The 20,487-nt window shown below is 72.5% G+C and carries 17 protein-coding genes; 7 read left to right on the top strand and 10 right to left on the bottom strand.

Annotated features, from left to right (window positions below):
* Positions 1-4: 4 nt before the first annotated feature.
* The 5 genes from ACQP03_RS08330 to pcaF form a co-directional block, all read right to left on the bottom strand.
* Positions 5-637, bottom strand: coding sequence for an MBL fold metallo-hydrolase (locus tag ACQP03_RS08330; RefSeq protein ID WP_357175113.1), 633 nt, complete (start codon positions 635-637; stop codon positions 5-7).
* 44 nt (positions 638-681) lie between these two features.
* Positions 682-1,182, bottom strand: coding sequence for a DUF456 domain-containing protein (locus tag ACQP03_RS08325; RefSeq protein WP_357122351.1), 501 nt, complete (start codon positions 1,180-1,182; stop codon positions 682-684).
* A gap of 85 nt (positions 1,183-1,267) precedes the next feature.
* Entirely contained in the window at positions 1,268-3,430 is a 2,163-nt protein-coding gene (locus tag ACQP03_RS08320; protein WP_357122348.1) for a putative bifunctional diguanylate cyclase/phosphodiesterase, read from the bottom strand.
* A gap of 4 nt (positions 3,431-3,434) precedes the next feature.
* Positions 3,435-4,247: an SAM-dependent methyltransferase gene (locus ACQP03_RS08315; protein WP_357175110.1), complete on the bottom strand. Its 813-nt coding sequence runs from the start codon at positions 4,245-4,247 to the stop codon at positions 3,435-3,437.
* Between the two features lie 151 nt (positions 4,248-4,398).
* Positions 4,399-5,604: a 3-oxoadipyl-CoA thiolase gene (pcaF, locus tag ACQP03_RS08310; protein WP_357122341.1), complete on the bottom strand. Its 1,206-nt coding sequence runs from the start codon at positions 5,602-5,604 to the stop codon at positions 4,399-4,401.
* Positions 5,605-5,711: 107 nt separating this feature from the next.
* Between pcaF and ACQP03_RS08305 the strand changes: the two genes are divergently transcribed.
* The 4 genes from ACQP03_RS08305 (at position 5,712) to ACQP03_RS08290 (ending at position 9,966) form a co-directional block, all read left to right on the top strand.
* The gene (locus ACQP03_RS08305) at positions 5,712-6,677 is read left to right on the top strand and encodes a glutathione S-transferase family protein (protein WP_357175107.1); all 966 of its coding nucleotides are present in this window, start codon (positions 5,712-5,714) and stop codon (positions 6,675-6,677) included.
* Complete coding sequence (locus ACQP03_RS08300; RefSeq protein ID WP_357175104.1) at positions 6,670-7,338, top strand: DUF998 domain-containing protein; 669 nt, start codon at positions 6,670-6,672, stop codon at positions 7,336-7,338. The genes ACQP03_RS08305 and ACQP03_RS08300 overlap by 8 nt, the downstream gene beginning before the upstream one ends.
* Positions 7,339-7,536: 198 nt before the next feature.
* The gene (locus tag ACQP03_RS08295) at positions 7,537-8,832 is read left to right on the top strand and encodes a dicarboxylate/amino acid:cation symporter (protein ID WP_357175255.1); all 1,296 of its coding nucleotides are present in this window, start codon (positions 7,537-7,539) and stop codon (positions 8,830-8,832) included.
* Positions 8,833-8,898: 66 nt separating this feature from the next.
* Positions 8,899-9,966, top strand: coding sequence for an NADH:flavin oxidoreductase/NADH oxidase (locus tag ACQP03_RS08290; protein WP_357122332.1), 1,068 nt, complete (start codon positions 8,899-8,901; stop codon positions 9,964-9,966).
* Between the two features lie 50 nt (positions 9,967-10,016).
* Here the strand turns inward: ACQP03_RS08290 and ACQP03_RS08285 are convergent, their stop codons facing one another.
* Positions 10,017-13,613, bottom strand: a complete 3,597-nt coding sequence (locus ACQP03_RS08285) for an ATP-binding cassette domain-containing protein (RefSeq protein WP_433460770.1) — start codon at positions 13,611-13,613, stop codon at positions 10,017-10,019.
* 151 nt (positions 13,614-13,764) lie between these two features.
* Between ACQP03_RS08285 and ACQP03_RS08280 the strand changes: the two genes are divergently transcribed.
* Both ACQP03_RS08280 and ACQP03_RS08275 read left to right on the top strand, forming a co-directional pair.
* Complete coding sequence (locus ACQP03_RS08280) at positions 13,765-14,031, top strand: hypothetical protein (protein ID WP_433460769.1); 267 nt, start codon at positions 13,765-13,767, stop codon at positions 14,029-14,031.
* Positions 14,032-14,475: 444 nt separating this feature from the next.
* Positions 14,476-15,036, top strand: coding sequence for a hypothetical protein (locus ACQP03_RS08275; RefSeq protein WP_433460768.1), 561 nt, complete (start codon positions 14,476-14,478; stop codon positions 15,034-15,036).
* 65 nt (positions 15,037-15,101) lie between these two features.
* On the opposite strand, the gene ACQP03_RS08270 is transcribed toward ACQP03_RS08275, so the two are convergent.
* Positions 15,102-15,941, bottom strand: coding sequence for a GNAT family N-acetyltransferase (locus ACQP03_RS08270; RefSeq protein WP_357122323.1), 840 nt, complete (start codon positions 15,939-15,941; stop codon positions 15,102-15,104).
* Between the two features lie 151 nt (positions 15,942-16,092).
* On the opposite strand from ACQP03_RS08270, the gene ACQP03_RS08265 reads away from it, so the two are divergent.
* Complete coding sequence (locus ACQP03_RS08265) at positions 16,093-16,680, top strand: PadR family transcriptional regulator (protein ID WP_357122320.1); 588 nt, start codon at positions 16,093-16,095, stop codon at positions 16,678-16,680.
* Between the two features lie 102 nt (positions 16,681-16,782).
* Here the strand turns inward: ACQP03_RS08265 and ispG are convergent, their stop codons facing one another.
* From ispG to dxr, 3 genes are read right to left on the bottom strand one after another with little or no spacing between them, the layout of a single operon-like run.
* Positions 16,783-17,955 carry a flavodoxin-dependent (E)-4-hydroxy-3-methylbut-2-enyl-diphosphate synthase gene (gene ispG, locus ACQP03_RS08260; RefSeq protein WP_357122317.1) on the bottom strand — a complete coding sequence of 391 codons (1,173 nt, stop codon included), beginning with the start codon at positions 17,953-17,955 and terminating at the stop codon, positions 16,783-16,785.
* Positions 17,956-17,963: 8 nt separating this feature from the next.
* Positions 17,964-19,214, bottom strand: coding sequence for a M50 family metallopeptidase (locus ACQP03_RS08255; RefSeq protein WP_357122314.1), 1,251 nt, complete (start codon positions 19,212-19,214; stop codon positions 17,964-17,966).
* Positions 19,214-20,425 (bottom strand): 1-deoxy-D-xylulose-5-phosphate reductoisomerase, encoded by a 1,212-nt coding sequence (dxr, locus tag ACQP03_RS08250; RefSeq protein ID WP_357122311.1) that lies wholly within the window; start codon positions 20,423-20,425, stop codon positions 19,214-19,216. The genes ACQP03_RS08255 and dxr overlap by 1 nt, the downstream gene beginning before the upstream one ends.
* Between the last annotated feature and the right edge of the window lie 62 nt (positions 20,426-20,487).

The raw sequence follows: 20,487 nt of genomic DNA, 5'->3' as shown, positions 1-20,487 counted from the left end.
GCGATCACAGGGTCGCGCTGTCGCCGACGGGGATCCGCCGGTATTCGGTTGCGCCCTTGTACTCCATCCAGCCGTCGAGGTTCTCATAGCCGACGTCCGCCGACAGTGCCCGATCGTGGATGGGAAACGCCCGCTCCGGGGCGATCGCCCGCGTCATGTCGATGGCCTCGCGGTGCCTGCCCCAAGGGCCTGCGGCTGGCACGAGAAGCGTCGTCACCCGCTGGTGAGGTACGAAGTACGAGTCGCCGGGGTGGTAGACGCCCTCGACCACATAGCCGAGGTTCACGCAGCCCGGCAGTCCGTCGTAGATCTCCGCGTGCTCACCGCCGACCGCCGCCACCCGGAAGCCGCCGGCACGAAACTCCGCACCCGCCGTGACCACGGTGACCGCCTCCGCCAATCCGCCCCGCACGGCGAGTTCTCGAACCGGCTCCGGCGCGAAGAGCCGCACCGGACGAGAGGCTGACACCTCGGCGACCCGCTCAAGATCGAAGTGGTCGTCGTGCTCGTGAGTCACCAGGATGTCGGTGACCCCGTCGAAGGCCTCCGGCTCGGTCCAGACGCCGGGATCGATCAGCAGTCGGCGCTCGTCGTCCTCAAGGCGGACACAGGCATGCGTGAACTTGACCAGTCGCACGCCCTCACCCTACGGCTCAACGGAACGCGTCGAAGCCCGGTGGATCAGGTCAGCAGGAGGCCGCCGACCCAGAGGGCGCCGATGGTCAGGCCGGCCAGGAACTCCACCAGCATGGACAGGCCGACCGCCTTGAGGGCCTGCACGGTGGACGGCCAGGCGAGCCGGTTGCTGCCCAGCCGCAGCCGCTCCGCCGCCCACACCCCGACGACGAAACCCAGCAGCAGGCCGACCACGGGGATCACGAAGAACCCCACCAGCCCGAGCGCGCCCCCGGCCAGCAGGGACGACGTCGGCACACCGGTCCGCTTGAGGTTCCGCCCCGGCCAGAGATACTTCACGACCATGCCGCCGACCGCGACGAGCGTGGCGGCGGCGAACACCGCCCAACCCGCGGGGCCGGCCCCGCCGAAGATCGCCCAGACCAGCACCCCGCCCCAGCACAGCGGGAGCGCCGGCAGGCCGGGCACCACCACACCCGCCAGCCCGGCCACGATGGCCAGCGCGGCCACCACGGTCACCACCGTCTGCGAGTCGTTCAGGCTCACGCCGTCGCCTTCCGTCGGCACCACGCGGACCGGACCGGCCCGCCGCTCACGCCGTCGCCGTCCGTCGCCGGCCAGCCCGCGTGCCTCACGCCGTAGCCTGCCGGAGCCGGGCCGTGATGTCCTGCGCGGGCACCGGAGCGCCGAAGTACCGCCCCTGCCCGGTGTCGCAGCGCAGGGCCCGTAGCCGCTCGGCCTGCACGCCGGTCTCCACCGCCTCGGCCGTGACCCACAGCTCCAACGCGTGCGCCAACCTGACCAACGCGTCGACGATCCGCTCGTCGCGGTGGTCCGCCGCCTCGTCCGTACCGTCGGCGCGGATGCCCTCGACGAACGGGCCGGCCAGCTTCAGACAGTGGATCGGCAGCCGCCGCAGGTACGCGAGGTTGGAGTAGCCGGTGCCGAAGTCGTCGACCGCGAGTCGGACGCCCAGCGCCGCGAGCCGGTGCAGGCTGCGCAGCGGCTCGCCCGCGCTGCCCATGACGGCGCTCTCGGTCAGTTCCAGTTGCAGCAGCTCCGCCGGGAGACCGCTGGTGGCGAGCGCGTCGGCCACCGTCGCGACGATCGCCGGGTCGTCGGCCTGCCGGGCGGCCAGGTTGACGCTGACCACGACCCGCGCCTCGGGGAACTCCCGCCACCACCGTTCGGCGTCGCGGCAGGCCCGCCGCAGCACCCACTCGCCGAGCCGGACGATCAGACCGGTCTCCTCGGCGAGGCCGATGAAGTGATCCGGGCCGATGAGACCAAGCTCCGGGTGTTCCCAGCGGACCAGCGCCTCCACGGCGAGCATGGTGCCCTCCAGCAGCGACACGATCGGCTGGTAGTGCAGGACGAACTCACCCCGGTCCAGCGCGGCGGGCAGTCCGGCGACCAGCGCCGACCGGGCGTGGTCACGGGCACTGCGCTCCGGGTCGTACACCGCCCACCGACCCCGCCCGGCCGCCTTTGCCCAGTAGAGCGTCGTGTCGGCGGCTTTCATCAGCTCCGAGGCGGTGGTCTCCGCGGCCGGGCAGTCCACGATCCCGACGCTGGCGGAGACCGCCAACTGCTGGTCGCCGACGTGTACGGGCGCGGCGACGGCGGCCAGCGCGGCCTCCGCCACGGCCACCGCGTCCTCGACGTCACCGCCGCCGTCGACCAGGATGACGAACTCGTCGCCGCCCATCCGGGCGACCAGGTGACCCCGGTCGGCCACACACTCGGCGAGCCGCCGGCCGATCGTCACCAACAGCCGGTCGCCGAGGTCGTGGCCGAGGCTGTCGTTGATGGTCTTGAAGCCGTCCAGGTCGAGGAAGCACACCCCGACCCGTTGGCCGGGGGCGGCGGTGTCGAAGACCCGGCCCAACGTCTCGAAGAACAACGTCCGGTTGGGGAGCCCGGTGAGCGGATCGTGCAGCGCCTGGAAGCGCAGCCGCTGTTGGAGCTCGTACCGCTCGGTGATGTCCTCGATCATCGCGACGGTGAACCGTGGCCGGCCGTCGTCGTACCGGATCAGCGAGACGGCCAGATCCGTCCAGACGACGCTGCCGTCCTTGCGGTAGTAGCGCTTCTGGACCCGGGCCGAGTCCTGCTTGCCCTCGATCAGCTCCTGGTACAGCTCCCACATGCCGGCGGCGTCGTCGGCGTGGAACAGCGTCGCCACGTTGATCCGGCGCAGCTCCTCGATCGAGTAGCCGAGCATCTCGGCGAAGGCCGTGTTGACGTCGATGATCTGCCCGTCCACCCCGGCGATGCCGATACCGATGGCGGCGCCCGTGAAGACCGCCCGGAACCGCGCCTCGCTGTCGCGCAACGCCTGCTCGACCTCGTCCCGCGCCTGCCACGCCGAACGGGCGATGCGCTCCTGCTGGGCGAAGGTGCGGTCGCGCAGGGCGCGGGCGAACCCGGCCGCCAGCGCGCCCTGCGTCGCCGCGATCCGGTCGCCCAGATCGGCGGGTCGACCGTCGGCCGCCAGCACCCGGGCGGGGAAGTCGTCACCGAGCGCGCGCAGCGACCACTCCAACGCCCGGGGCTCGGTCAGGTGCGCCTCCACCAGGGCCCGCCCCACCTCCTCGGCGGGACGGGCGCTGAACGGCTCGGCTCGCACGATCTCCGCCAGCCGGACGGTGTGCAGCAGCAGCAGCCGCTCGGTCTCGGCCGCGCTGTGCGGCACGAAACCGATGCGGCGTACGACACGGGCCCAGTCAGCGGCGTACGCCTCGACACCGGTCCGGCCGACGTCGACCCCGGTGGGGTCCGGGACGGCGGCCATGGGGTCAGCCGGCGGGCTGGTCGTACCGGGCGACGCCGCCGAAGGCGCCGAACCGCTCGGGGTGCTCGTCGACGTCCTCGGGCGAGTCGGGGCGCCACAGTGGCATGTGCACGACGCCCGGTTCGAGCACCGTCCAGTCGCCGAAGAAGCCGGTGACCTGCGCGCGGGAGCGCAGGGTGATCTCGGTGTCGGTTCGGGAGGAGAGGCGCTGGGCGTCCAGCATCTCCTGCGGCTGGTCCTCGAAGGTGGAGTGCGAGACGACCAGGAAGCTGCCCGGCGCGGCGGCGGCCCGCAGGGTCGCCAGGATCTCGTCGGGACGGTCGGCGTCCGGAACGAAGTGCACCACCCCGGCCAGCAGGATGCCCATGGGACGCTCGAAGTCGATCAACCCGAGCTGTCGGGTCTCGGCGAGAATCCGCTCCGGCTCGCGCAGATCGGCGTGGATCACTCCGGTCAGGTCGTTGCCCGCGAGCAGTTCCCGGCTGTGCGCGACCGCCACCGGGTCGATGTCGACATAGACCACCCGGGCCTTCGGGTTGGCCGCCTGAGCCACCTCGTGCACGTTGCCGACGGTCGGGATGCCGGAGCCGATGTCGAGGAACTGGTCGATACCGGCGTCGAGCAGCGCCCGGACGGCGCGGCGCAGGAAATCGCGGCCGGAGCGCATGGTGGCCGCGAGGTTCGGGGTCATGCTGGCGATCTGCTCGGCCAGCTGCCGGTCGATCTCGAAGTTGTGCGCCCCGCCCAGGAAGTAGTCGTACACCCGGGCCGCGCTCGGCCTGGTCAGGTCAATCTCGGTCGGCAGTGCGTCCGGCATCGGTGTGCCCCCCAGTTCGTCGCCGCAGCGCGAGGCACCGGCGTCGACGGGCGTACGCGGCCGCCGGCCGACCCCGCGGGTCGTGTGGTGTGGACCACTCTAGGCCGCCGGCCACCGCGTACGGGAGATCCCCTCACGTAACTTTCCGCACTCAGGCGGCGGATTCCAGCAGCAGCGAGATGCCCTGACCGACACCGATGCACATGGTGGCGAGCGCCCGACGGCCGCCCCGGCGGCGCAGCTCCAGTGCGGCGGTGAGCGCCAGCCGCGCACCGCTCGCGCCCAGCGGGTGCCCGAGCGCGATCGCGCCCCCGTTGGGGTTCACGTGCTCGGCGTCCACGGGCAGTCCCAGTTCGCGCAGCACCGCCACGGACTGCGCGGCGAACGCCTCGTTCAGCTCGACGACGTCCACCGCCGCCAGGTCGACGCCGGTCCGGTCGAGCAGTTTGCGGGTGGCCGGCACCGGGCCGATCCCCATGATCCGGGGCGGCACGCCCGCCGTCGCCGCGCCGACGACGCGGGCCAGCGGGGTGAGGCCGTACCGTCGCACCGCGGCCTCGCCGGCCACCAGCAGGGCCACCGCGCCGTCGTTGACGCCCGACGAGTTGCCGGCGGTCACCGTGCCGCCGTCGCGGAACGGGGTGGGCAGCGCGGCCAGCTTCTCCAGCGACGTCTCGCGCGGGTGCTCGTCGACCTCGACCAGTCGGGTCTCCCGACGGCCGGCGGGAACGGACACCGGGACGATCTCCTCGGCGAACCGGCCGTCGGCCTGCGCCTTGGCGGCGCGCTGCTGCGAGCGGTACGCGAAGGCGTCCTGCTCGGCGCGGTCGACGCCGTACTCGGCGGCCACGTTCTCGGCCGTCTCGGGCATCGAGTCGATCCCCCAGCCGTCGCGCATCAGCGGGTTGACCAGCCGCCAGCCCAGGGTGGTGTCGTACATCTCGGCGGAGCGGGAGTACGCCGAGGTCGCCTTCGGCACGACGAAGGGCGCGCGGCTCATGCTCTCCACCCCGCCCGCGATCACCAGCTCGGCCTCCCCCGCCACGATGGAGCGGGCGGCGGTGGCGAGGGCGTCCAGACCGGAGCCGCAGAGCCGGTTGACCGTGCTGCCCGGCACCTCCTCGGGCAGCCCGGCGAGCAGCGCCGCCATCCGGGCCACGTTGCGGTTGTCCTCGCCGGCCTGGTTGGCGCAACCGAGTACGACGTCGTCGACGCGGGCCCAGTCCACCGACGGGTGCCGGGCGACCAACTCGCGGATCACGTGGGCGGCCAGGTCGTCGGGGCGGACGCCGGCCAGCGCGCCCGCGTACCGGCCGATCGGGGTACGGACACCGGCCACCAGGTATGCCACGGTCATCGCGAGTCCTTCAGGGGTGCAGACGGCGGGGGTGGGGCAGGCCCACCGGATCGCGGGGGGCTGCCGGCCGCCAGGATATCCACGCCGGCAACGGATAGGTTGACGGCATGGCCCGGGCCCAGTTCAGCGCAGAGACCAGCCGTGGCGGCGCGTTCGTCCGTCAGCCCAACCGGTTCACCGGTCGGGTCACCGCCGACTCGACCTCGCCCCCGGGCGGCGGTCCGGACGAGCAGGACCGCTGGCCGTTGGAGGCCGGCCGGTACCGGCTCGTCTGGTGCCGCGCGTGCCCGTGGGCGCACCGGGCGAGGATCGTGCGTGGCCTGCTCGGGCTGGACGACGCGATCTCGCTGGGCACCGTCGACCCGATCCGGGACGAGCGGGGTTGGGCGTTCGCGCTCGACCCGGACGGCTTCGATCCGGTCCTCGGCGTCCGCTTCCTCTCCGAGGCGTACCTGGCCACCGACGAGGACTACACCGGCCGGGTGACCGTGCCGGCGCTCGTCGACACCCTGACCGGTCGGGTGGTCACCAATGACTACCCGCAGCTCACCCTCGACTTCTCCATCGAGTGGCGGTCACTGCACGCCCCCGACGCCCCGGATCTGTACCCGGTCGCGCTGCGCCCCGAGATGGACGCGCTGATGGCCGGGATCCACACCGACGTCAACAACGGCGTCTACCGGTGCGGCTTCGCGACCTCCCAGGAGGCGTACGACGAGGCGTTCCGGGCGCTGTTCGCCCGGCTGGACGCGCTCTCCGAGCGGCTGGCCGGGCAGCGCTACCTGATGGGGGACGCGATCACCGAGGCGGACGTGCGGCTGTTCACCACGCTGGTCCGCTTCGACGCGGCGTACCACGGGCACTTCAAGTGCAACCGGAACAAGCTGACCGAGATGCCGGTGCTCTGGGCGTACGCCCGGGACCTGTTCCAGACGCCGGGTTTCGGCGAGACGGTGGACTTCGACCACATCAAGCGGCACTACTACGGCACCCACCGGGAGATCAACCCGACCGGCATCGTGCCGTTGGGGCCCGACGAGTCCGGCTGGACGACGCCGCACGGACGTGGCTGAGCCGGGTCGGGCCGGCACCGCCACGACGCCTCGCGGACACGGGGGCCGGGCCCGCCGGGTCGCCGGGTCGGCCGCCGCCGGCTGCGCGGTGGCCGGGGCGGTCGCGGTGACGGTCGCGGTGGTCGCCGGTCCCGGTCCGGGCTTCACCGGGTACGTGAGCGAGGCCGGTATCGCCGGCAGCGCGCACGCCGTGACGTACCGGATCGGGGTTCTGGCTCTTGCCGGCGCGTTGCTGCTGATCGCCGCGGCGCTGCCGCCCGGGGTCCGGGTCGCGCCGGCGCTGCTCGCCAGCGGCGCGGTGCTCACGGCGGTCTCCGGGGCGGTGACCTGCTCCGCCGGGTGCCCGCTACCGCCGTTCGAGCGGACCACGGTGGCCGATCTGGTGCACGGCGGCGCGAGCATCGCGGCGACGGCGGCGGTGGTCCTCGCCATGGTGGCGTTGGCGGTGTCCGGGCCGGCCGGACCGGTGGTACGCCGGCTGGCGGCGGTGACGGCGGCGCTCGCCCTGCCGCTGTGCGCCACGATCGGCCTGGCCATGCTCGTGGTCGGCCGGGGCTCGCTGGTCGGCGTGGTGGAACGGGTGGTTCTGGCGTTGGCCGTGCTGTGGGGCGTGGCCACCGGCACGGCCCTGGCCCTGACTTGCCGACACCGAAGCCTGTAAGGAGCGTCACGCGCATCACACCTTGCAGATCGAACTTATCGGCGTATCGTCGACCAACGATGACCAATGTCTGGGGCCTTACCGTCCGCCTGTATGTCGATCTCCGACTGCAGGCCAGCGGCATCTGTCCGGCGTAGCCGTCCTTCACTCGCCTACCCCGACCAGACCACCTCACTTGGACATCCCATGCCCTTCGGCCTGCGCAAAATCCCCTTCTCCGTACAGATCCTGCTCGGCCTCGTCCTCGGCGTGGCGCTCGGCTTCCTGGCCCGCGCCAACGACGTGAGCTGGCTGACCAGCACCCTGCACACCATCGGCTCCCTCTTCGTCCAGCTCCTCAAGCTGGCCGTACCGCCGCTGGTCTTCACCGCCATCGTGGTCAGCGTGGTCAGCCTGCGCGGCGTGGCCAACGCCGCCCGGCTCGCCCTCAAGACCCTCATGTGGTTCGGCATCACCGCGCTGATCTCGGTGAGCATCGGCCTCGGCCTCGGCCTGCTCGTCGACCCGGGCCGGGGCGTGACCCTCGACCTGGGCGGCGCGGCCGCACCGAAGAAGACCGGCTCGTGGACGGACTTCCTCACCGGCATCGTGCCCACCAACCCGGTCGGCGCGTTCGTCGAGGGCAACGTCCTGCAGATCGTCTTCCTCGCCGTCGTCATCGGCGCTGCTGCCCTGCTCGTCGGTGAGGCCGCCGAGCCGTTCGTGGCGCTGAACCGCTCGCTGCTGGAGATCGTGCAGAAGGCCCTCTGGTGGGTCATCCGGCTCGCCCCGATCGGCACGCTCGGCCTGATCGGCAACGCCGTCGCCTCGTACGGCTGGGACCTGCTGGCTCCGCTGGCGAAGTTCACCACCGCCGTCTACGTCGGCTGCGCCATCGTGCTGTTCGTGGTCTACCCGCTGGTGCTGATCCTCGCCGGCCGACTCAACCCGCTGCGCTTCTTCGCCGGGGCCTGGCCCGCGATCGAGCTGGCCTTCGTGTCCCGCTCCTCGGTGGGCACCATGCCGGTGACCCAGCGCTCCGTCGAGCGCCTCGGCGTCCCCCGCGAGTACGCCTCGTTCGCGGTGCCGTTCGGCGCCACCACGAAGATGGACGGCTGCGCCGCGATCTACCCGGCACTCGCCGCGATCTTCGTGGCCCAGGTGTTCGGCGTGCAGCTCGGCCTCACCGACTACCTGCTCATCGCCTTCGTCTCGGTGGTCGGCTCGGCGGCCACCGCCGGCCTGACCGGCGCGATCGTGATGCTCACCCTCACCCTGAGCACGCTGGGCCTGCCGCTGGCCGGGGCCGGCCTGCTGCTCGCCATCGACCCGATCCTGGACATGATGCGCACCGCCACCAACGTGGCCGGGCAGGCGCTGGTGCCGACCGTCGTCGCCGCCCGGGAGGGCACCCTCGACCGGGCCGCGTACGAGTCGGCCGGCCGCCGTGACCTCACCGAGCCGGAGACCGTGGCCGCCGACACCCGCCCGGAGCTGAACCCCGTACCCGCCTGACCCGTTCTTCCACGGCGACGGACCCCTCGACAGCGGGGTCCGTCGCCGTACCGAGAGGATGAGCACATGAGTTCCCTGTTCACACCGCTGGCCCTGCGCGGGATCACCCTGCCCAACCGCATCGCCATGGCCCCCATGTGCCAGTACTCGGCCGGCCCGGACGGCCTGCCCACCGACTGGCACCTCGTCCACCTCGGCACCCGCGCGATCGGCGGGGCCGGACTGGTGCTGACCGAGGCGACCGCCGTACTCCCCGAGGGTCGGATCTCCCCGCAGGACACCGGGCTGTGGTCCGGCGCGCACGTGGACGCCTGGCGGCCGGTGACCGCCTTCGTCGCCGCACACGGCGCGGTGCCGGCCGTTCAGCTCGCGCACGCCGGGTTCAAGGCCTCCACCTACCGGCCGTGGGCGTCGGGCAACGGCGGGGTGCCGGACGCCGAGGGCGGCTGGACGCCGGTCGCCCCGAGCGCCGAGCCGTTCAGCCCCAGCTACCGGACGCCGACCGCACTCGACGCGGCGGGCATCGCGGGCGTCATCGACGCGTTCGCCGCCGCCGCCGAGCGGGCCCTCGCCGCCGGCTTCGCGGCCGTGGAGGTGCACGCCGCGCACGGTTACCTGCTCAACGAGTTCCTGTCGCCGCTGACCAACCACCGCACCGACGCCTACGGCGGTGACCGGGCCGGCCGGATGCGGCTCACCCTGGAGGTCGCCCGCGCGGTACGCGCCGCGGTCGGCGAGAGCGTGCCGGTGCTCACCCGGATCTCCGCGACCGACTGGGTCGAGGGCGGCTGGACCGTCGAGGACAGCGTCGTGCTCGCCGGGGAGCTGGCCGCCGTCGGCGTCGACCTGGTCGACACCTCCTCCGGGGGCGTCAGCACCGAGCAGCGCATCCCGCAGCTCGGCCCCGGCTACCAGGTGCCGCTGGCCGCCCAGATCCGCCGCGAGGCCGGCGTACCCACCGGCGCGGTCGGCCTGATCGTCGAGCCGGAGCACGCCGAGCAGATCATCGCCAGCGGCGAGGCCGACCTGGTGCTCCTCGGCCGGGAGCTGCTGCGCGACCCGTACTGGCCGCGCCGCGCCGCCGGCAAGCTCGGCGTCGCGTACAGCGGTCCCGCCCAGTACGCCCGCGCCTGATCAGCCTCGTCGGGCGGCTGCCGTTCCCGGCAGCCGCCCGACCCCGGCTCTCAGCCGGCGAGGTGCGACCAGTCGCCCTCCAGCTCGCGCCAGGTCCCCTGGGCCGCCACCGTGCCCTCCCCCAACACCACCACGTGGTCGGCCCGGACCAACGCGGCACGCTTGGCGGTGGACCCCACCACGGTCACGCCGTGCGCCCGCAGCGCCTGCCACAGCGCCAGCTCCGTCGTGACGTCCAGCGCCGACGACACGTCGTCCGCGACCAGCAGTTCGGTACGCGGCGCCAGCGCCCGGGCCAGGGCCAGCCGCTGGAGCTGCCCGCCGGAGAGCCGGGTGCCCTTGTGCCCGATGAGCAGGCCCAGCCCACCCCCGGCGGCGGCCAGGTCGTGGTCGAGCTGCGCCGTGCTGACCGCGTCCGCCGCGTCCACCTGGTGGCCGAGCGCGATGTTCTCGACCACCGTGCCGGAGAGCACCCGGGGTAGCTGACCGACGTAACCGACCTGGTTGGGGCGTAGGAACAGCTCGGGCTCGGTGACCGTGTCACCGTTCCACCGCAGCTCGCCGGTGTGGTGCACGATGCCCGCGAGGGCCCGCAGCAGCGAGGACTTGCCCGCTCCGACCGGCCCGACGACCAGCACCAACTGCCCGCGCTGAACCGTCAGGTCCACGTCGCGCACGGCGACCGTGCCGTCGGAGTGCACCACCGAGAAGCCGCGCAGCTCCAGTCGGCGCAGCGGGCGGCGCGGCGGCGGCGTCGGCGCGGGCGCGGTGCCGCCGGCCAGGTCGACCGCCGGCACCCCCACCGAGTACGCCCCCACGCCCGTCATCGCCACCGTCCGCCGGGTCCACACCCGCGCCGACGGCAGTTGGGAGATCAACGACGCGGTGGTCCAGGCGAACCACCGGGCCGCGCCCAGCGTGGAGACGGCCACCAGCACCGTGCCGGCCGACAGTTCGCCGCCCAGGTAGAGGGCCCACGCGCCGATCGGCAGCAGCCCGCTGACCACCGCCGGCGTCGACCGGGACCACACCTGCACGGCGATCTCCCGGCGCTGCCGGTCACTGCGCAGCACGTCCAGGTCGGACAGGTGACGCAGCACCGCTGACGTCGCGCCGGCGAGCTTGACCGTCCGCGCCGCGGAGAGCGCGGAGACCAACGCGGTGGCGAAGGCGGCCCGCGCCGCGACGGTCGCCCGCGCCGCGCGCTCCAGCTTCGGCCCGAACAACGTCGCGGCCAGGCCGGAGACCACCATCGTGCCGAGGAAGAACAGCCCCGGTACGACGCTGCCGGTGACCGCCGTCATGGCCACCACCAGCACCACCGCCACGGTCTGGTCCAACACGTTGTCGGCGAGCTGCACCACCCGCTCGGTGTCGCCGCCCTGGGCCACCACCTCCGCCGGGCTGTGCGAGCTGACCCGGCGAGGGCCGGTCTGGCCGTGCACCAGCCGCAGGCCGATCCGCAGCATCTGCCGCACCCACCAGTGCGGAAACCACACGTGCGTGTAGAACGGCAGCGGCAGGGTGACCAGCAGCCCGGCCACGATGCCCAACGCGGGCAGGTACGGACTGCCGGAGCCGTCGACCAGGTCGGCCCACAGCCACGGCAGCAGCGGACCGTCCAGCCCCAGCAGGCTGAGTCCGAGGAACAGGGCGATCGCGGCGGCTCCGTACCGGGGATCGTTGGTGCAGAGCCGGATGATCTCCCGGAAGGTCCGCGCCGGCGGCGTCGGCGGCAACGGCGGCGGGTCGGTACGCGACGCCGACGCCGACCCGGCCCCCGCCACCGCCGCCTCAACCGAGCCAGCGGTGTCCCGACCGGCGGTGTTCGGGCCGGCCCTGTCCCGACCGGCCAGCAGGTCGGTGCCCGCCGTGTTCGGGTCGGCCAGCAGGTCGGTGCCGGCGGTGCTCGGGCCGGTCAGGAGGTCGGTGCCGCCGCCGGTGCGGGACGTCGCCGCCCCGCCGGCGTAGACGGCGGCGTGACTGGTCGCCAGCAACTCGGCGAACCGCGTGGACGTCTCCAACGGACCGGCCTCGACCACCGCGCCGTCGGCGAGCACCACCACCTCGTCGCAGCGGCGCACCGAGGAGAGTCGGTGCGCGATCACGATGCCGATCCGGTCGCGCAGCAGTCGCTCGGTGGCCCGCTGCACCCGCGCCTCGGTCACCGGGTCCAACCGCGCGGTGGCCTCGTCGAGGATCACCACGTGCGGGTCCCGGACCAGGATCCGGGCGAACGCCACCAACTGTTCCTGCCCGGCGGAGAGCACGTGCCCGCCCTCCCCCAGCCGGGTCGCCAATCCGTCGGGCAGCTCGGCGATCCAGCCGGCCAGCCCCAGTTCGTCGAGCGCTCGGGCGGCGGCGTCCAGCAGGTCCGGGTCGTAGAGCGCGACGTTCTCGGCGAGCGTGCCGGCCACGATCTCGGTGCGCTGCGGCACCAGCGCCACCCAGCGGCGCAACTCCTCCACGTCGAGGTCGCACAGGTCGGTGCCGCCGAGGAAGACGGTGCCCGGCGGCACGTCCACGGCCCGGGTGAGCACCTTCGCCAGGGTCGACTTGCCCGACCCGGTACGCCCGATCAGGGCGTACGAGCGTCCCCGCGCGAAGGTGAGGCTGAGCCCGCGCAGGGCCGGACCTCGTCCACTCTCCGGGCCGCTCACCTCGTACCCGAACGTCAGGTCCCGGATGCGCAGGTCGCCCTCGACCGGGGTGGCCCCGCCGACCGGTTCCTGCCGAACCTTCTGGAGCAGCTGCACGCGGGCCCACGCGCCGAGGGCCTCCTGTAGTTCGGGCACCATCCGGCCGACGTGTTCCGCCGTGGCCCCGAAGGCCAGGGCGAGCAGCCAGATGGCGGTGAGCCGGGCGGCGTCGACCCGGCCGGTGGCCAGGGCCCAGGCCCCGCCGAGCACCACCGCGCCGACGCCGACCCGGATCGTGGCGGTGGCGACCGTCGCCACCTTGGCCGAGAGCACCCAGACCCGATGGCCGCGGGACAGCACGGTGGCGGCCCGCCGGGCATAGAGCCGCAGCACGTACGGCTGGGCCAGGCTGGTCCGCACGTCGTCCTGGCCGTGCACCGCCTCCTCCATCACGGCGGCCAGGTCGGACCATGCCTCTTCCTCGATCATCCGGGCCGGGCCGATCCGTGCCGTGGGTCGGCGCAGCCCCACCCCGAGCACCACGGTCAGCAGCAGCATCGCGATGCCGGCCGGCCACCACACGGCGAGCGCGACGACCATCGACAGCAGACCGACGCAGAGCCCCTGGGCGAGCCGCGAACCCTGGTTACGAACCGCCGACGCCACCTGGTAGACATCCCCGTCGATGCGGTCCAGCAGCTCGCCGACCGGGGTGGTCTCGAGGCTCGGCAGATCCTGCCCGAGCGCGACCCGGCAGAGCCGCCGACGGACGTCGGCGGACCAGTCGGCGGTCAGCCCGGCCATCACCAGGCTCACCACCAGGTCGCTGAGCACCACGGCGGCCAACGCGGCGGCGAGGACCGTGAAGGAAACGGCCGACCGGTGTACGAGCACCGCGCCGGCCAGCGCGGACGCGCCCGCCTGACCGGCGGCGCCCAGCACGATCAGGATGGCCACGAGCGTCATACGGCGTGGCGAGGTGGCCCACAGATCACGGAGCAGGCGCATGGGAGGTTCCTCCGGACGTGGGTGGCGGAACACCCAGCGTGCCGGCAGCGCCCCGGTCCCCTCAACCGATTTACCCGCCCTGAGCAGGTCATCCCCGATCGCCCGGCGCGCCGACAACGGGAGCGCGAGACCTGCCCGCCCCCGGACCGCCATGATCAACTCGACATCGCCGATCCAGGGGCATCAACCGGCCCCGGACGGCCATGATCAACTCGACATCACCGATATCGCGGTGTCATCCGGCCTCGGATACCCCGACTTCGGCGATGTCGAGTCGATCACCACCCGGATGCTTTGGCACCCGCCACGCCGATCGCGCCCGCTGGGCGATATGTCCGTTCACGGGGTCTTCGCGGGGGTGACCGGACGCACGGCTGGGCTGGAATCGTGGCGGGCCGCAGGTCGTTACACAGCCTGACGATCGCAGGATCACGGCCGAGCCCCCCGCCTGCGGGAATGGCCCCGGCCACCGGGTCGTTACACCCGGTCCCGGCGCGACGAGCCCCGCTCCCCGCGGATCGTCAGCCCCCGGGAATGACCCCGGACCGCAGGTCGTTACACCCGGTCCCGGCACGACGAGCCCCGCTCACCGCGGATCGTCAGCCCCCGGGAATGGCCCCGGACCGCAGGTCGTTACACACCCTCCCGGCACGGCGAGCCCGCTCACCGCGGATCGTCAGCCCCCCGGGGAATGGCCCCGCCCCCCGGGTCGTTACACCCGGACCGGCCGCCACGAGCCCCCCCCCCGCTCGTAGGCCGCCCCCCAGTCTTTGAGCGCCCGGACGAGGTGCTGACACCCCCGTCACCTGATCCCCCGAACGGTGACAGGTGGATGTTTCCTACCCCCGAAGGAGCAACCCCCATGAACACGATCTTCCGCAAGAGCATGCTGTCCATCGCTGGTCTCGCGTTCGCCGGTGGCGTCTTCGCCGGCCCCATCGCCGCCCACGCCAACCCGGTCGACGCCAAGCCCGCCGCCGCCGCGGTGCAGACCACCGCACCCAAGCCGCAGGGCGACCAGTCCCACATCGACCTCAACGGCGAGCAGACCGCCAACGCCAAGGCCATCATCGCCGCCACCAAGAAGGCCGGCCTGCCCGAACGGGCCGCGGTCATCTCCATCGCCACCAGCCTGCAGGAGTCCAAGCTGGAAAACCTGGGCCACCTCGGCGACGCCAACGACCACGACTCCCTCGGCCTGTTCCAGCAGCGCCCGACCAGCGGTTGGGGCACCCCGGAGCAGATCACCAACCCCGAGTACTCCACCACCGCGTTCCTCAAGGGCCTCAAGCAGGTCGACGGCTGGCAGGACATGCCCCTGACCGACGCCGCCCAGACCGTACAGGTCTCCGCCTACCCCGACGCCTACGCCCAGTGGGAGCAGCAGGCCACCGACCTGGTCGCCCACAACTGGAACAGCTAACACACACAGATGGCCGGCACCCCGACAACGGGTGCCGGCCATCGCCGTACCTTCAGCAAGATGCTTCAGAAGAGGACCGTGGCGAGCGTGCCGACCGGTTGGAAGCCGCAGCGTTCGTAGACTCGGCGGGCCGGGAGGTTAAAGTCGTTGACGTACAGGCTGACCGTGGGAGCGACCCGGGCCAGCGCGTCGCGCACCACGGCGGCCATGGCGGCGGCGGCGATGCCGCGGCCCCGCCATTCCGGGGCGACCCAGACGCCCTGGACCTGGGCGGTCCGCTTGGTCACGACGGCCAACTCGGCCTTGAACACGACCTTGCCGTCGACGAACCGGGCGTACGCGCGGCCGGCGCGGACCAGGTCGTTGACCCGGCGTCGGTAGCTGCGGCCGGCGTCCTCGGCGAGCGGGGAGACGCCCACCTCCTCGGTGTACATGGCGACCGCCGCCGGAAAGAGTCGGTCCACCTCGCCGGAGCGGACGCGGCGTACCTCTGGATCGGCCGGTACGGCCGGCGTCGTGTCGGTGGCCAGCAGCGGCTGGTTGGGGCGGACGTCGCGGGCCGGACCCCAGGTGTGGGAGAGCCGGTCCCAAAGGGCGAGGACGGCGTCCGCGCGGCCGACGATCGAGGAGCAGAGCCGGTCCTCCCCGGCGAGCAGGTCGGCGAAGGCGGAGACGGCGGCGTCGTTGGCGAGCACCGGCGTCAGGTTGCCGCCGAGCCAGCACAGTGATTCGAGGTTGCGGCGGGCGCCGTACCCCAGGATCCGCCCTTCGGCCCGCCACCAGGACAGTCCGCGCGCGGCGATGCGCTCGGCGACCTGCGCGCCCGCGAACGGGTCACGGTCGAGCAGGCGCTCGACCGCGCGGCGCTCCGATTCCCCCAGTTGCCGTACCGGCACCGTAAGCACGACTACCAGCCTGCCAGATCGACCCCTCGCCCCGCCGGCCGAGTGGCGAGGCGGACCGCAAAGGGCCGAATTGCTCGCCGCTACTTGTCGGCGATGCATTGCCGATATATCGTTGATGCATCAGCGACAGTACGTAGAGAAGGAGAACCCGATGCGGTTCCATCGACAGCACCACCCGATGCACGAGGCCCGGATGCGGGGCTTCGGCTTCCCGCCGGTCCCGCCCGGCCCTCACGAGCACGGCCACGAGCACGGCGGGCGCGGCCGTGGTCGCGGGCACGGCCGCGGCAGAGGGCGACGCCCCAACGTCCGCGGCGCGGTGTTGGCCCTGCTCACCGAGCGGCCGATGCACGGCTACGAGATGATCCAGGAGATCGACTCCCGTACCGGCGGGGCCTGGCGGCCCAGCCCGGGTTCGATCTACCCCACGCTCCAGCTCCTGGAGGACGAGGGTGTGATCGCCGCCAGCGCCGAGGAGCCCAGCGGCGGACGGAAGCGGTTCACCGTCACCGAGGCCGGTCAGGCCGAGGCCACCGCCGCCGCGCAGACGCCGCCCTGGGCGGACGTCGCCCAGGACACCGTGAGCAGTTGGCACGACATCCGCGACTCCGGCGCGCAGGCGATGAACGCCCTGCGGCAGGTGATGATGCACGGCACCGACGACCAGCGTGAGCGGGCCGCCCAGGTTCTCGACGAGACCCGACGCAAGCTGTACGCGATCCTCGCCGAATCCGAGTGAGACCCGCCAGAACGAATGCGGGCCGCTCCCCAGGGGAACGGCGCGCCGCAACGAAAGCGGGCCGCTCCCCGAGGGGGAACGGCCCGCTTTCGTGGAACTGGCTCAGTGCACGGTGACCGTCGGGCCGGTGACCAGCCCGCGCAGCTCCTCGGGCAGCTCGGCGCCCATCTCGTCGGCGATGCGCAGCGCCTCTTCGATAAGCGTCTCCACGATCTGGCCCTCGGGCACGGTCTTGACGACCTGCCCCTTGACGAAGATCTGGCCCTTGCCGTTGCCGGAGGCGACGCCGAGGTCGGCCTCGCGGGCCTCACCCGGACCGTTGACGACGCAGCCCATGACGGCGACCCGCAGCGGCACCGGCAGCCCTTCGAGGCCGGCGGTGACCTCCTCGGCGAGCTTGTAGACGTCCACCTGGGCACGGCCGCAGGACGGGCAGGAGACGATCTCCAGGCCGCGCTCGCGCAGGCCGAGGGACTCCAGGATCTGGTTGCCGACCTTGATCTCCTCGACCGGCGGGGCGGAGAGCGACACCCGGATGGTGTCGCCGATGCCCTCGGCGAGCAGCGCGCCGAAGGCGACCGCCGACTTGATGGTGCCCTGGAAGGCCGGCCCGGCCTCGGTGACGCCGAGGTGCAGCGGGTAGTCGCACTGCTCGGCGAGCTGCCGGTACGCCCGGATCATCACGACCGGGTCGTTGTGCTTCACCGAGATCTTGATGTCGCGGAAGCCGTGCTCCTCGAAGAGCGAGCACTCCCACAGCGCCGACTCGACGAGCGCCTCGGCGGTGGCCTTGCCGTACTTGGTGAGCAGCCGCTTGTCCAGCGAGCCCGCGTTGACGCCGATCCGGATCGGCACGCCGGCGTCCCCCGCCGCGCGCGCGATCTCCTTGACCTTGTCGTCGAACTGCCGGATGTTGCCCGGGTTGACCCGGACGGCCGCGCAGCCGGCGTCGATGGCGGCGAAGACGTACTTGGGCTGGAAGTGGATGTCGGCGATCACCGGGATCTGCGACTTCTTGGCGATCGCGGGCAGCGCCTCGACGTCGTCCTGGGACGGCACCGCCACCCGGACGATCTGGCAGCCGGACGCGGTCAGCTCGGCGATCTGCTGCAGGGTCGCGTTGACGTCGGAGGTGAGGGTCGTGGTCATTGACTGCACCGACACCGGCGCGCCGCCACCGACCGGCACCGAGCCGACCATGATCTGGCGGCTGGCCCGGCGGGGTGCGAGCGGCGGGGGCGGCACAGCGGGCATGCCGAGACTGATAGCGGTCACTTCAGCACTCACCTTGGGAAGAGCGTGATCGGGTTGACGACGTCCGCGGTGATGGTCAGCAGCGTGAACACGCCACCGATCAGGATCACCGCGTACGTGAAGGGCATCAGCTTGAGATAGTCCACCCGACCCGGGTCGGCCCGGCCGATCCGCGCGTAGAGCCAGGAGCGGGCCCGCTCGAACCAGGCGATGGCGATGTGGCCGCCGTCCAGGGGGAGCAGCGGGAGCAGGTTGAACACGCCGATGAAGAAGTTCAGCGAGATGAAGAGCAAGACGAACATCAGCCAGGCCCCGTGGGCGACCGCCTCGCCGCCGAGCCGGCTGGCCCCGACCACGCTGATCGGGGTGTCCACGTCACGTTCGCCGCCGGTGATGGCGGTCCACAGCGCGGGGACCTTCTGCGGCAGCCGCTGCAACGCGTCGACGGTGCCGACGGCCAGCCCGCGGGTGAAGTCGCCGGTGGCGCCGAACGCGGCGACCGGACCGTACGTGACGAGGTTCGGGGTGGTGATGGTGAGCCCGACGCCGAGCGCGGCGACCGGACCGACGGTGCCCTTCGGGTTGTCGAGCGGCGGACGCTCCGTCTGGGCCAGCACAGTGCTGGTCTCGCCGGGCTGGCCGTCGCGGACGTACCCGATCTTCACGGTCTCGCCCGGCTTCAGCGCGCGCAGGCCGGTGAGCATCTCACCGTAGTTGTTCACCGGCTTGCCGTTGAGTGCGGTGATCCGGTCGCCGTCGCGAAGCTGGGCCTGGGCTGCCGGGCTGGCCGGGTCACCCGGCGCGCAGGCGCGCTGGTCGATCTTCGGCATCACGCAGTCGGAGAGCGCGATCACCGCCGGCTCCTGCCGGACCTGCGCGTCGTTCGTGGGGAACTTGGGATTGGGCAGGCCGAGGGTGACGGCCGCCAGCCAGATGGTGACAAGCGCCAGCGCGAAGTGGGTGATCGAGCCCGCGGACATGACGATCGTGCGTTTCCACACCGGGAACCGCCACATCGCGCGCGGCTCGTCGGCCGGGTCGACGTCGTCGTCGTTCGGCGTCATCCCGACGATCTTGCAGAAGCCGCCGAGGGGGATGCCCTTGAGTCCGTACTCGGTCTCGCCCCGCTGGAACGACCAGATGGTGGGGCCGAAACCGACGAAGTACTTCGTGACCTTCATCCCGAACGCCTTGGCGGTCAGCATGTGACCCGCCTCGTGCAGGCTGACCGAGATGAGAATGGCCAGGGCGAAGAGGACCACCCCGAGCAGGTTAGACATCAAGCTCCTTCCACCGAACCCGCGATGATCTCCTGCGCGTGCGCGCGCGCCCACGACTCGGCCGCGAGCACGTCCTCGACGGTACCTGGTTCGCCGAAGTCCGGAGCGTCCTCCAACACGCGCTCGAGGGTGTCGACGATGCCGAGGAACGGCAGCCGTCCGGCCACGAACGCCGCCACGCACTCCTCGTTCGCCGCGTTGTAGATCGCCGGGCGGCAGCGTCCGGCCTCCCCGGCGGCCTTAGCGAGCGCCACGGCCGGGAACGCCTCGTCGTCCAGCGGCGCGAACTCCCAGCTGTGCGCTGCCGTCCAGTCGACGGCGGCGGCGGCCTCGGGCACCCGGTCCGGCCAGCCGATGCCGAGCGCGATCGGCAGCCGCATGTCCGGTGGGCTGGCCTGGGCGATCGTCGACCCGTCCACGAACTCGACCATCGAGTGGATCACCGACTGCGGGTGCACCATGACGGTGATGTCGGCGTAGGGCACGTCGAACAGTTCGTGCGCCTCGATCACCTCAAGCGCCTTGTTGACCATGGTCGCCGAGTTGATCGTGACGACCGGCCCCATGTTCCACGTCGGGTGCGCGAGCGCCTGCTCGGGTGTGACCTGCGTCAACTCGTCGCGCCGCCGCCCCCGGAACGGGCCGCCGCTGGCCGTGACGACCAGCCGCCGCACCTCACCGCGCGACCCGGACCGCAGACACTGCGCGAGCGCCGAATGCTCCGAGTCGACCGGAACGATCTGCCCCGGCCGCGTCACCGCGGCCTTGACCAGCGGGCCGCCGGCCACGAGGGACTCCTTGTTGGCCAACGCGAGAGTACGACCACCGCGCAGCGCGGCCAGCGTAGGAGCGAGGCCCAGCGAGCCGACCACCCCGTTCAGCACGACGTCGCACGGCCACTGCGCCAGCTCGGTCATGGCGTCCGGGCCGGCCACGATCTTGGGAAGCTTGAAGTCCCCGGTGGCCCAGCCGCGCCGGCTCGCCTCGGCGTAGAACGCGAGTTGCAGGTCCTGCGCGGCGGACGCCTTGGCCACCCCGACCGCCTCGACGCCCAGCTCGAGGGCCTGCGCGGCGAGCAGTTCGACGTTGCCGCCACCCGCCCCGATCGCCACCACCCGGAACCGGTCCGGGTTGCGCCGGACGATGTCGATGGCCTGTGTGCCGATCGAACCGGTGGACCCGAGCAGAACAAGATCGCGGGGGGAAGTCACCGGGCCATTCTCCCCCACCGCCGCTGTGTGCCCGCTGGGAGCCTCAGCCCACCCCGCCCGCC

Origin of the sequence: Micromonospora sp. CA-248212 (assembly GCF_050948405.1) — a bacterium.
In the GTDB taxonomy this organism is placed as follows: Bacteria; Actinomycetota; Actinomycetes; order Mycobacteriales; family Micromonosporaceae; genus Micromonospora.
Note: the sequence above shows the minus strand (reverse complement) of the source record. Positions and strands in the feature narration are given on the sequence as shown.